This window comes from Arthrobacter monumenti, from assembly GCF_054511255.1.
Window position 1 is genome coordinate 89215 of sequence record NZ_JBTNCY010000012.1, and the last position, 11018, is coordinate 100232.

Consider the following 11018-nt stretch of genomic DNA (forward strand, 5'->3'; position numbering starts at 1 on the left):
CAGGAAGGACCCGCTCGATGTGCCACGAGCGGCTAATTATTGAGCCTGCTGCGCAAGTCCGGAAAGCTGACAGTAACCGTTACCCACAGTGCCCGCTCGTCCACACGATCGTAGTGGTGAACCACGAAGTCGCGGTTTCTCGCCGCCTGGCGCCAGATCGGTTCGGAGAAACGTTCAGGATCTGCAGCAAGAAGCCCCTTGCACAAGTCTCCTATCCGATTGCAGAGCGCTTCGAAGGCAAGCCGAATCGCAGGATCGGAGTCAAAAGCCTTCCGGCCCCTCCTCGCGAGTTCGGCTGACAGGTCCAGATTGGCCTCCAGGTCGGCCAGCCATCGTTCGGTCCGATCATGAGGTTCACTCACAGAGTTACAGCTTCAGCAAGGATCTCCCGGTCACGTACAGCGTCCAGCCCACGGCGGGAGACAACATCCACAGGGCGGGCCAATAGTTGCTCCATGTCCTCCGCGAACTGTGCCAGGTCAAAGAGACTGGCCTCCTCGTCCGGGCCGACAAGGAAATCCACATCGCTTTCAGGGTTCTCTTCGCCGCGTGCCGCCGAGCCGAACACAGCAACATCTTCGAGGTGGGACAGTGCCGCCAAGCGCGCAATCAGTCGCCGCCGCTGCCTGATGAAGTCGAGGACTGCGACAGACTCCCCGCTCTCCGCTGCCCGCATGTTTCGATAGAGACTCATCGGCACAATGACGCCGTCCGTCTTGCGATGGGATCCCACGAATACCGGGCCTGCATCCGGATCGACTCGAAATCGCCGCAGGATCCCGGGCAGGGCGGCCCGCGCAGCTGCAACGGGCAGGACATCGTTAACTGCCGGACTGTCGAAGGGCCCGGCGGCAGCTTTGAGTTCACGCGGCATAGAACCCATCATAAAACACCCCAGGTAAAGATGACCATAAAGATGTACATCTTTTGGGTTGGGTTAGCGTGTTCAGTGCCCACTACCGCCCGGCGTGGGCCTGCAGGAACTGGTACACCTCGGTCTCGTCCACGCCCGGGAACGCACCCTGCGGCAGCGCGGCCAGCAGGTGGGTGTTGGCGCGGGCGGCGGGCCAAGCCTGACCGGCCCACACCGCAGACAGGTCCTCCGGCGGGCGGCGGCAGCACGTCTCGTCCGGGCACTTCGACTTGGACCGTTCGGTGGTGTCCCGGCCGCGGAACCACTTCACCTGGGCGTAGGGGACGCCGATGCTCAGCGAGTACAGCCCCGATGAGTGCCGTTCCGTCCGCGCGGTGCACCAGAAGGTGCCGACCTTCGTATCGGTGTACTGGTTGTAGGCCCGGAACTTGTCCGGCACGTCGAACACTTCGCGGGAGGTCCAGTATCGGCAAATCGGCTGGCCCTCGATGGCGCCTGTGTGGTCGGCCGGGAAGTTGACGCCGTCGTTCTCATAGGCCTTGTGGATGATGCCGGATTCGTGCACTTTCTGGAAATGGCAGGTGATGCCGAGGTGCTCGGTGGCCAGATTGGTGAACCGGTGCGCCGCGGATTCATACGAGACGGCAAAGGCATCACGCAGGTCCTCGATCGCGAGCTCCTTGGCGTTCTTGGCCTGCTGCAGGAATGCGACGGTGTCCCGCTCGGGCATCAGCAGCGCGGCGGCGAAGTAATTGGTGTACACGCGCTGCCGCAGGAAATCGCTGTAATCCACCGGCGTCTCATGCCCCAACACATAGTGTCCCAGCGCCTGCAACAGTACGGAACGCGGATCATGATCGGCGCGCGAACTCTGCGTCAGGAAAATTATGCGGTTCTTCAAATCCGTCACCGAACGGGTCGAATGCGGCAGGTCCCCCACGAAACGCAGCCCGAAACCGAGATGCTCGGCAATATCGGCGGCAACGTGGTGGGACAACGGACCGGATGAATGCCCGACGGCGTCAAGCAGCTCCTGTGCCTGCCTCTCGATCTCCGGGTAGTAGTTGTTGCGCTCACGCATCTCGGTGCGCAGTTCGGTATTGGCCCGCCTGGCCTCCTCCGGTGTCGCGGCCTGCTCATCCAGCCGGCGTTCCAGCTCGTTCTGCAAGCCCACCATTGACTCGAGCACATCCATCGGCAGCCGGGACGAGATCCGCACGGTCGGCAGTCCGAGTGCCTGGTAGAGCGGGCCGCGCTGCGCCCGTTCCAGCTCGATTTCCAGCGCGGCACGGCGGCTGGGCGGCTCAGCACCCAGGAGTTCATCGATGCCCACGCCGAAGGCAGCAGCGAGAGCCTTGATCATTCCCAGCTTGGGTTCGCGTTTGCCGTTCTCAATCAGCGACAGCTGGCTGGGGGCCGCGGCGACTGCCTCGCCCAGGTCGTCCAGCGTCATGCCGGCTGCCTTGCGCAGGTGGCGCACTCGGCGGCCCAGCGAGATGACGTCGATGCCGGCGTCGCCGTTGTGATCCGGCGTGGAAGGTTTGCGGGGCCGGTTCCAGCTCTGAGTCTGCATTTCTTGATGATACGAGAAGAAACGCGAATCTTTCCATTTATTTCCTCTGGTAAGTGCTTGCAAAGTGCAGAAAGGTGGATGTTACGAAGAAGTTCACGCCACAGCGAACCGGCCGCGCCGGTTCAGCGCCAGAGAAGGAGAGCCACCATGACGCAGAATCAGACTCCCGAAGCCCGCATCGAAGCCCTCGAGCTGGAGTGGCAGGCCGATCCCCGCTGGGAGGGAACGCGCCGCGACTACTCCGCTGCCGACGTCGTCAAGCTGGCCGGCCGTGTGCAGGAGGAGCATACGCTCGCCCGCCGCGGGGCGGAAAAGCTCTGGACGCAGCTGACTGAAGAATCGGTGGAGGGTAAATACACAAACGCGCTCGGGGCCCTGACCGGTAACCAGGCGGTCCAGCAGGTCAAGGCTGGGTTGCGGGCCATTTACCTCTCCGGCTGGCAGGTTGCCGCCGATGCGAACCTTTCCGGGCAGACCTATCCGGACCAGTCGCTGTACCCGGCCAACTCGGTCCCGCAGGTCGTGCGCCGGATCAACAACGCATTGCTGCGGGCGGACCAGATTGAATTCGCCGAGGGCATCCAGAGCGTCGAGGACTGGATGGTGCCGATTGTCGCCGATGCCGAGGCCGGTTTCGGTGGACCGCTCAACGCCTACGAACTGATGAAGTCGATGATCGCATCCGGTGCGGCAGGCGTGCACTGGGAGGACCAGCTCGCGTCCGAGAAGAAGTGCGGGCACCTGGGCGGAAAGGTGTTGATTCCCACCTCGCAGCACGTCCGGACGCTCAACGCCGCCCGGTTGGCCGCCGACGTCGCCGGCACTCCGTCGGTGATTGTTGCCCGCACGGACGCCGAAGCCGCGACGCTGCTGACCTCCGACGTCGACGAGCGGGACCAGCAGTATTTGGTCCGCGAAGGATCGGAACCAGTGCGCACCGCGGAGGGCTTCTACAAGGTGACCAACGGCATCGAGCCCTGCATCACCCGGGCGAAGGCCTACGCCCCGTACTCCGACCTGATCTGGATGGAGACCGGGACGCCGGATCTGGAGCTGGCCAGGAAGTTCGCCGAGGCCGTGAAATCCGAATTCCCGGACCAGATGCTGGCCTACAACTGCTCGCCGTCGTTCAACTGGTCCAAGCACCTGGACGCGGAAACGATCGCGAAATTCCAGCGCGAACTCGGCGCGATGGGCTACACGTTCCAGTTCATTACCCTGGCCGGTTTCCACGCCCTGAACTACTCGATGTTCGACCTGGCCCACGGCTACGCCCGGGATGGCATGAGCGCCTACGTCGACCTGCAGGAGCGCGAATTCGCCTCCGAGTCCCGCGGCTACACCGCCACGAAGCACCAGCGCGAAGTCGGCACCGGCTACTTCGACCAGATTGCCACCGCCCTGAATCCCGGCGCCGGCACCTTGGCCCTGGCCGGTTCCACCGAAGAATCCCAATTCTAGAAGCAGGAGAAGAATTCCCATGAACGAGACCATCACCTTGAACGGCATTACCCTGACCGCTCCACCGGTCAGGCGGCAGGACGAAATCCTCACCCCTGAGGCGCTGGAATTTGTTGCCAGGCTGCATCAGGCAACCACCGGCCGCCGGCAGGAGCTGCTGCAGGACCGGCAGGCCCGCCGGAACCGTATTGCCAACGGCTCCGATCCGAAGTTCCTGCCCGCCACCAAGTCCATCCGGGACGATGAGAGCTGGCAGGTCGCACCGCCCGCGCCGGGGCTTCAGGACCGCCGGGTCGAAATCACCGGCCCGGTCGACCGCAAGATGACGATCAACGCCCTCAATTCCGGGGCGAAGGTGTGGCTGGCGGACATGGAAGACTCCTCCACTCCGACCTGGTCGAACGTCATCAATGGGCAGCTGAACCTGATGGATGCCCTGGACCGGAACATCGACTTCACCTCCCCCGAGGGCAAGGAATACAGTCTCAACACCGCCGATGCGCTGCCGACGATCGTGGTCCGGCCGCGCGGCTGGCACCTGCCGGAGAAGCACATGCTTGTCCGCGGCGCTCCGGTCGCCGGCGCGCTGGTCGACTTCGGGTTGTACTTCTTCCACAACGCCCGCCGGCTGATCGCCCAGGGCCGCGGCCCCTACTTCTATCTGCCGAAGATCGAAAACCACCTCGAAGCCAGGCTCTGGAACGACATTTTCATCCTGGCCCAGGACCTGCTCGGCATTCCGCAAGGCACCATCCGCGCGACGGTTCTGATCGAGACCATCACCGCCGCGTTCGAGATGGAGGAAATCCTCTACGAGCTGCGTGAACACGCCGCCGGGCTCAACGCCGGCCGGTGGGACTACATTTTCTCCGTGATCAAGAACTTCCGCACCCGTGGACCGCGCTTCGTCCTGCCGGACCGGAGCCAGGTCACCATGACCGCACCGTTTATGCGCTCCTACACCGAGCAGCTGGTGCGGATCTGCCACCGCCGCGGCGCCCACGCCATCGGCGGGATGGCCGCCTTCATCCCGAACCACCGGGACGAAGCAGCCAACGCCGTCGCTTTGGAGAAGGTCCGGGCGGACAAAACCCGCGAGGCCAACGACGGATTCGATGGCTCCTGGGTCGCCCACCCCGACCTGGTCCCGGTCGCCATGGAGGTCTTCGACGGCGTCCTCGGCACGAACCCGAATCAGCTCGGCCGCAGCCGTGAGGACGTCACGGTCTGCGACAAGGCCCTGCTCGACATCGCAGCCACCGAAGGGATGATCACCGAGACCGGCATCCGCAGCAACATCGAAGTCGGCGTCCGCTACATCGAGTCCTGGCTTCGCGGAAACGGCGCCGCCGCGATCAACAATCTGATGGAAGACGCCGCCACGGCGGAAATTTCCCGGTCCCAGATCTGGCAATGGATCCGCGCCAATGCCATAACCAACGACGGCGAGATCATCACCGCCGAATGGGTCCAGGAACTGCTCGAGGACGAATTCGAAGCACTGCACCGCTTCGATGGGGACCGCTTCGATGACGCCCTCGAAATCTTCGAGGAAGTCGCCCTCGGTGACGAATTCCCCACCTTCCTCACCGTCCCCGCGTACGCACGCTACCTCTGCGAAAGCCGCGAACTGGCCGCAGCGTAAGCCCGTTGCCCGCGTGCTCACGTTGCCCGCCGGCTCATGGACTCGTTGACATAGCGCCTGAGCCTCGAAGTAGCTCCTTGCAACGGGCTACTTCGCGGCTCGGGCGCTACTTCGGGTTTCCAAGGCGCCACCGCAGGGAACATTCTCCCGGCGGCCGTGGTTGTGCGGGACATGAAGATAGAAATCTGGTCCGACATTGCCTGCCCGTGGTGCTATATCGGAAAGCGCCGTTTCGAAGCCGCCCTCGCGGACTTCCCGCACCGGGCGGACGTGGAGGTGTCCTGGCGCAGTTTCCAACTCGATCCGAACATCCCCGAAGGCTTCGAGGGGACCGAACTGGAGTACCTCAGCCAGCGCAAGGGCATGCCGGTCGATCGCGTGCAGCAGATGCTCGAACACGTCACGGAGCAGGCGGCCGGCGAAGGCTTGACGTTCCGCTATGACGGTCTCGTCGTCGCCAACAGTTTCTCCGCCCACCAGCTCATCCACCTGGCCGGTACACAGGGCAAGGCCGACGCCGCCAAAGAGGCATTGCTGGCGGCTCACTTTGAGCAGGGCCGGAACATTGCCGACGTCGACACGCTGGTGGAACTGGGCACGGCACTGGGACTCGAGGAAGCTGAGATCCGGGAGACGCTGCAGTCCGGCCGCCATGCCGACGACGTCCGCGCCGACATTGCCGAAGCCGGCGCCCTGGGCGTCAACGGCGTCCCGTTCTTTGTGCTTGACCGTAAATACGGAATCTCAGGAGCCCAGCCGGTCGAGGTGTTCACGAACGCGCTGAACGAGGCGTGGAAAGAGGCGCACCCTCTCGTGATGGCCAACGCGGAAGGGACCAACGGAGCCGACGGCGGTGTCTGCGGACCCGACGGCTGCACGACGTAGCTTCATCCGGTTTTACTGACAGTCCGCGGTAAAGTGTCTCCATGCCACGGATCACCGCCCCGACCAATACCGAGCAACGGGCCAACACCCGGCGCCGGATCCTGACGTCTTTCGGTGCATTGCTGTTCAGCCACGGACTGCCTGGGCTGACGATGACGGACGTCGCGCGTCATGCCGGGGTGGGGCGGACCGCGGTCTACAACTACTTCTCGGATATTGAGGAGTTGCTCGTCGCGTACGCGCTCGACGAGACCGAACGCTTCCTGGCCGACCTGAAGGAAGACCTCGGCCACGTCGGCAATCCCGTCGACAAGCTGTCCCTGTTCGTCCGGGCGCAGCTGGAGGATCTCGCCAAACGGCACCTGCCGCCGGGGCCGGCCATCCGTTCCGTGTTGTCCCAGGAGTCCTTCGCGAAACTCGCGGCCCATGTTGGGGAACTCGATGCCCTCTTGCAGGACATCCTGCGTGAAGGCATGGATCAGGGCTACCTGCCGGAGAACGACGTCGTTGAACTCGCCCGTCTGGTGCATGGCTCCCTCGGCGCGAGCGCTGCCCGCGGTCCGGATTCCAAAGATCCGGACCAGCAGCGCGCGGAGAAAACCGCCGGAACGGTCCGCTTCATCCAGGCCGGCGTTGGCGCCCGGTTCGACGACGACGGCGCACCCATGCAGGTTTACAAACCCCACTGACGGTCCTGCCAGCGAGACCGCGACTTTAGCGGGTCAGAAGGCTGCTGCCCACCGGATTACCGGTTCAGTTGCCCTGTTCGGCCGGCTGCCAGGTTGCCGGTTCCGTTTCCGGCGTAACCGGCGGTGTTGCAGTTCCGGTGCCCGGAGTGGGTACAGGATTCAACCGGGGGCAGCTCACCTGACCTGACGACTGGTCCACTTCTCCGGCCGGAACCAACCCGACGAACCCTCGTCCAAGCACAATGTCCACCGTCTCGCCGGTCCGCTCATCCTGCAGATATTCGGTTTCCACAATGGTCCGCTGCAGGTTCAATGCGCTGGCCAGCCCATCGGTACCGGAAACGACCACTGCCGTGACGGAATTATTGTTGAGCGTCCGGTTGCTAACCTCGCCCACATCGTAGCCACGTTCCCGCAGCTGGTCGGCGACACTTCCAGCGAGGCCGCCCTGGTCCGTGCTGTTGAAAACGTTGACCGTGACGTCCTCATTCGCTGGGAAGTTCACCACCGCCGTCGGGCAGGCGAACGGCTCATCCTCCTCCGTTTCCAGGAATGGCACCGTGAGATCGCCACGGGCTATCGCCAGCGCCAGCAGCACGGCCGTAATAATCATCGCCACGAGGATGGTCAGCACTACCCCATGAAGGATCCGACGCCGGTAGCCGGGCAGGTACTCAACCTCACCGCCGTCGTCGAAAACCTCACGCAGATCATCACTGGTGACGATTTTCTGGCCGTGAAGAGTGCTTGGGTCTGCCGGGCGGCGTCGTCCAAATCGTCTTTTCCTGCGCTCCGGCCGCTCCGGATCACTCATTAATCACCAGTACACGGGCGTGCAGGATCGTACGCTGGTGCAGGGCGGTACGGACGGCGCGGTGCAGACCGTCCTCGAGGTAGAGCGTGTCCTTCCACTGCACAACATGCGGGAACAGATCGCCGAAGAATGTGGAGTCTTCCGCCAGCAACGCCTCCAGGTCCAGCGTGCCTTTTGTGGTGACAAGTTCGTCCAGTCGAACCTGCCTTGGCGGCACTGCGGCCCAGTCTTTTGGGGTCTGGTAACCATGGTCAGGGTAAGGGCGTCCCTCGCCCACAGCTTTGAAGATCACCCGTCCAGCCTAGAGAACATGGCCGCGAAAATGAATATTCGCCTCTCGGACCCCGTGTTGCCGTGGCCAAATGGTTACCTGAAGGCCCCCGGACGAACGACGCGCATACTGGTTTCATGAGCGGATTCCTGGATATTCAGAGGCGCCGGTTGCGCAAAACCTTCACCGGCCGGGAGGACGGAAGGCCGGATTGGGTGCGCCGGCTTGCCGACGGCGACGACGCCGGTCACTTCCAGCCAGGCTCCGCCACTTGGGCGGTGCATGGTTCGATGGCGACCACCGTGGCCGGGATCCGTGCGTTGCTGATGCAGACCCTGCACCCGGCCGCCATGGCCGGTGTCTATAATTTCTCGCGGTTCCGGGAAGATCCGCTGGGGCGCTTGGCGGGAACCATCCGCTGGATTTTCACCGTCACGTACGGAGACACCAAGGCCGCGCAGGAAGCCTCGGATTGGGTATTGCACCTGCATGAAAAGGTGGCTGGTACCTATATCGACGCAGACGGCCGGCGTCGGCAGTATTCCGCCAACGATCCGGAACTGCTCAGCTGGGTTCACCTTGCCTTCACCGATTCATTCCTCCGCAGCCATCAGGCCTGGGGCAAACCTATCCCGGGCGGTGCCGACCAGTACGTCGCAGAGTGGGCCGAAGCCGGGCTCCTGATGCATGTACCCGATCCGCCGCGCTCCGAAGCAGAGCTTCGCGGACAACTCGACGCATATTACGACGCCGGAACCCTCACCCACAGTGCCGAAGTTGCCGAAGCCGTCCGCTTCATCCGCGACCCTCCCCTTCATCCTTCGCTAAAGGCCGGGCACCGGATCCTGTTTGCCGGAGCCGTCTCGACCATCGAGCCGAAATTCCAGCGGCTCCTCGGGGTGACCCCGCCGTCGCTGGGCCCGCTGCCCCTGCCCGCCGGTGCGGCCACGCGCGGGGTGCTGGCCTTCATGCGCCTGGCGCTTGGTCCGGCAGGTCCGAGCGAACTCGCTGCGCGGGACCGGCTGGTCCGGCTCGGTCTGCTGGACGCCGAAAAGGAGTGATCAGGTGGCGGGCGGATCGGCGGGATCTGCGCGTTACAGGCCGGACTTAGCGCAGCGATTGAAGAATGAAGTCCGCCGTTTCGTCCGGCCGGTCCCAATGCGGGAAATGACCGCACTGCTCGAACCAGCGTACGGTTGCGTCCGGAAACTTCGTCATGGCGACGCGCGCCTCACCCGGTACGGTTACAAGATCCCGCCGGCCCCACCCGATGGCGATCCGTCCCGGCGTCGACCCTGCCGGGGCACCTTCCTGCGGAGGTCCCTTAACCAGGGCATCCAGTGACTCATCCAGCCGGGTTGCCGCGGCAAAGCTGCGCATCTCCTGCAGGACAAGAGCGGCCGGCAGCTTCCATGGATGGGCGCTGAACTGGGACAGCAGCAGTGTCCTGCCAACCGGATTTCCGGCGATAGCGGGCATCGGTTTCTGGAGTAGCCGGACCAGCTTGATGGACAGTCCCACCGAAGCGCCAAAAATAACGCGTTGTCGGTTGTTCCAGAAGCCACCTGGATCCAATGCGACGACATTGCCGCCGGCAGCCCTGCGGGCCAGTTCCAAAACCATGCGCGCGCCCATGGAACTGCCGACAAGATCAACGTCCTCCAGACCGTTGTCGCGCATATACGCCTGGACGGCGTCGGTCAGAGTGGCCATGGTGACTTCGCCCTCGTACGCCGGACTGTCCCCGAATCCGGGCAGGTCGATCAGGATGACCTCCCGCTCGGCCGTAAGCCGGTCGAGGACCGGGTCCCAATTCCGCCAGGACGAACCGAGACCGTGGACCATCAATACCGGTTTTCCGGAGCCAAGACGAACAGTGTTTATTGCGGAGGTATCCATATGCCCGACGCTACCGCCCGGCACTGACAGAGGAAGGAAAAGCCGGAGGAGAGGATAATTGAGCTCTAAGAGGCATAGCTTCAGTGACGTGAAAGCGCATAGCAAGCGCGAAAGAAAGCGGCACGGGGCAGGTTTCCCTCCGAAAAAGCATCTAAACGTCCTGTGCCAACGCCCCTAAGAATAAATCCAGACTCAATAACCGTCTCGGCATCTCATCCGGCTCCTTCCATTCGACCGGCCGCCTGTTCATTGCCGGTGAGGCAGGCGGACGGACGCATAGTGGCAGCTGTTTGCCTGATGTATCGTATGTCCCATCATTCACACTGGATAACAGGGGGTAAATTATGGAAGCCGCAGAAAAACAACTCAAGCCAGCGGCAGGCATTACGGTTTGGGGCATTGTCCTGATGGTCGGCGGCAACACCATCTCTGTATTTGCCGCTTATATGGGGTTTATGAGCATGTTGACAGCCGGCCCGTTCTCATCTGGCGGGGATGGATCGAGCGGCGGCGTGTTCTTCGGGGCTGTCGTATCCTTAATCGGCTTCATCATGATGCTTGTCGGAATTCATCGATTCATCTCACGGACGGACCCGAAGCCGGTGCAGCCGACCGAAGCCGAACAAGCCGAGCGCCTAAACAGGGTCGATAACGAGCAGAACCCGGACGGCACGTATAAGAATGCCTTCACCCCGTCAACGCCCTTATCGGATTAGGCTGTTGCATGAGGGCAAAACAAAAGCGGCTCTGGCCAGTGTTTCCGCTGGTCAGAGCCGCTTTTTCAACAGCGGAGGATGGGGTGTGTGGACTCAAGACATCGTTCACCCATGTCCTGGGACATCGTTCCGACCGTAAATGACGTCAGAATCCGGTCACGACCGGGCGGACTGATCCTTCATCTGAAGAC

General features: G+C 63.0%; 12 protein-coding genes. 6 read left to right on the forward strand and 6 right to left on the reverse strand.

From position 1 onward, the window contains the following. Positions 1-32 precede the first annotated feature (32 nt). From ACX80B_RS16435 to ACX80B_RS16445, 3 genes are all read right to left on the reverse strand, one after another. Complete coding sequence (locus ACX80B_RS16435; protein ID WP_459298114.1) at positions 33-362, reverse strand: HepT-like ribonuclease domain-containing protein; 330 nt, start codon at positions 360-362, stop codon at positions 33-35. Then, on the reverse strand, positions 359-874 hold the full coding sequence (locus ACX80B_RS16440; protein ID WP_459298116.1) for a nucleotidyltransferase family protein: 516 nt from the start codon (positions 872-874) through the stop codon (positions 359-361). Before ACX80B_RS16440 ends, ACX80B_RS16435 begins: the two co-directional genes overlap by 4 nt. A gap of 82 nt (positions 875-956) precedes the next feature. After that, on the reverse strand, positions 957-2447 hold the full coding sequence (locus ACX80B_RS16445; protein ID WP_459298117.1) for a helix-turn-helix domain-containing protein: 1491 nt from the start codon (positions 2445-2447) through the stop codon (positions 957-959). Positions 2448-2594: 147 nt separating this feature from the next. On the opposite strand from ACX80B_RS16445, the gene aceA reads away from it, so the two are divergent. The 4 genes from aceA to ACX80B_RS16465 all read left to right on the forward strand — a co-directional run bounded on the left by aceA (position 2595) and on the right by ACX80B_RS16465 (position 7127). Further along, positions 2595-3908 (forward strand): isocitrate lyase, encoded by a 1314-nt coding sequence (gene aceA, locus ACX80B_RS16450; RefSeq protein ID WP_459298119.1) that lies wholly within the window; start codon positions 2595-2597, stop codon positions 3906-3908. Between the two features lie 19 nt (positions 3909-3927). Further along, positions 3928-5553, forward strand: a complete 1626-nt coding sequence (gene aceB / locus ACX80B_RS16455) for a malate synthase A (protein WP_459298121.1) — start codon at positions 3928-3930, stop codon at positions 5551-5553. Positions 5554-5724: 171 nt separating this feature from the next. Further along, positions 5725-6438 carry a DsbA family oxidoreductase gene (locus ACX80B_RS16460; protein ID WP_459298123.1) on the forward strand — a complete coding sequence of 238 codons (714 nt, stop codon included), beginning with the start codon at positions 5725-5727 and terminating at the stop codon, positions 6436-6438. Between the two features lie 41 nt (positions 6439-6479). After that, a complete protein-coding gene (locus ACX80B_RS16465) occupies positions 6480-7127 on the forward strand; it encodes a TetR/AcrR family transcriptional regulator (RefSeq protein ID WP_459298125.1) in 648 nt (215 codons plus the stop codon). Between the two features lie 64 nt (positions 7128-7191). Here ACX80B_RS16465 and ACX80B_RS16470 read toward each other — a convergent pair whose 3' ends face one another. Beyond that, the gene (locus tag ACX80B_RS16470; RefSeq protein WP_459298127.1) at positions 7192-7941 is read right to left on the reverse strand and encodes a LytR C-terminal domain-containing protein; all 750 of its coding nucleotides are present in this window, start codon (positions 7939-7941) and stop codon (positions 7192-7194) included. Then, positions 7934-8233, reverse strand: coding sequence for a type II toxin-antitoxin system VapB family antitoxin (locus ACX80B_RS16475; protein WP_459298129.1), 300 nt, complete (start codon positions 8231-8233; stop codon positions 7934-7936). Before ACX80B_RS16475 ends, ACX80B_RS16470 begins: the two co-directional genes overlap by 8 nt. A gap of 116 nt (positions 8234-8349) precedes the next feature. On the opposite strand from ACX80B_RS16475, the gene ACX80B_RS16480 reads away from it, so the two are divergent. Next, positions 8350-9273 carry an oxygenase MpaB family protein gene (locus ACX80B_RS16480; protein WP_459298131.1) on the forward strand — a complete coding sequence of 308 codons (924 nt, stop codon included), beginning with the start codon at positions 8350-8352 and terminating at the stop codon, positions 9271-9273. A 46-nt stretch (positions 9274-9319) separates the two neighbouring features. Here ACX80B_RS16480 and ACX80B_RS16485 read toward each other — a convergent pair whose 3' ends face one another. Beyond that, positions 9320-10111 carry an alpha/beta fold hydrolase gene (locus ACX80B_RS16485; protein ID WP_459298133.1) on the reverse strand — a complete coding sequence of 264 codons (792 nt, stop codon included), beginning with the start codon at positions 10109-10111 and terminating at the stop codon, positions 9320-9322. A gap of 344 nt (positions 10112-10455) precedes the next feature. On the opposite strand from ACX80B_RS16485, the gene ACX80B_RS16490 reads away from it, so the two are divergent. Continuing rightward, entirely contained in the window at positions 10456-10827 is a 372-nt protein-coding gene (locus ACX80B_RS16490; protein WP_459298135.1) for a hypothetical protein, read from the forward strand. Positions 10828-11018: the final 191 nt, after the last annotated feature.

Bases quoted from the DNA above. Each gene is read 5' to 3' on its own strand.
- aceB (WP_459298121.1), top strand. From the start codon at position 3,928: ATGAACGAGACCATCACCTTGAACGGCATTACCCTGACCGCTCCACCG.
- aceA (WP_459298119.1), top strand. From the start codon at position 2,595: ATGACGCAGAATCAGACTCCCGAAGCCCGCATCGAAGCCCTCGAGCTG.
- ACX80B_RS16460 (WP_459298123.1), top strand. From the start codon at position 5,725: ATGAAGATAGAAATCTGGTCCGACATTGCCTGCCCGTGGTGCTATATC.
- ACX80B_RS16465 (WP_459298125.1), top strand. From the start codon at position 6,480: ATGCCACGGATCACCGCCCCGACCAATACCGAGCAACGGGCCAACACC.
- ACX80B_RS16480 (WP_459298131.1), top strand. From the start codon at position 8,350: ATGAGCGGATTCCTGGATATTCAGAGGCGCCGGTTGCGCAAAACCTTC.
- ACX80B_RS16485 (WP_459298133.1), bottom strand. From the start codon at position 10,111: ATGGATACCTCCGCAATAAACACTGTTCGTCTTGGCTCCGGAAAACCG.
- ACX80B_RS16440 (WP_459298116.1), bottom strand. From the start codon at position 874: ATGCCGCGTGAACTCAAAGCTGCCGCCGGGCCCTTCGACAGTCCGGCA.
- ACX80B_RS16490 (WP_459298135.1), top strand. From the start codon at position 10,456: ATGGAAGCCGCAGAAAAACAACTCAAGCCAGCGGCAGGCATTACGGTT.
- ACX80B_RS16445 (WP_459298117.1), bottom strand. From the start codon at position 2,447: ATGCAGACTCAGAGCTGGAACCGGCCCCGCAAACCTTCCACGCCGGAT.
- ACX80B_RS16470 (WP_459298127.1), bottom strand. From the start codon at position 7,941: ATGAGTGATCCGGAGCGGCCGGAGCGCAGGAAAAGACGATTTGGACGA.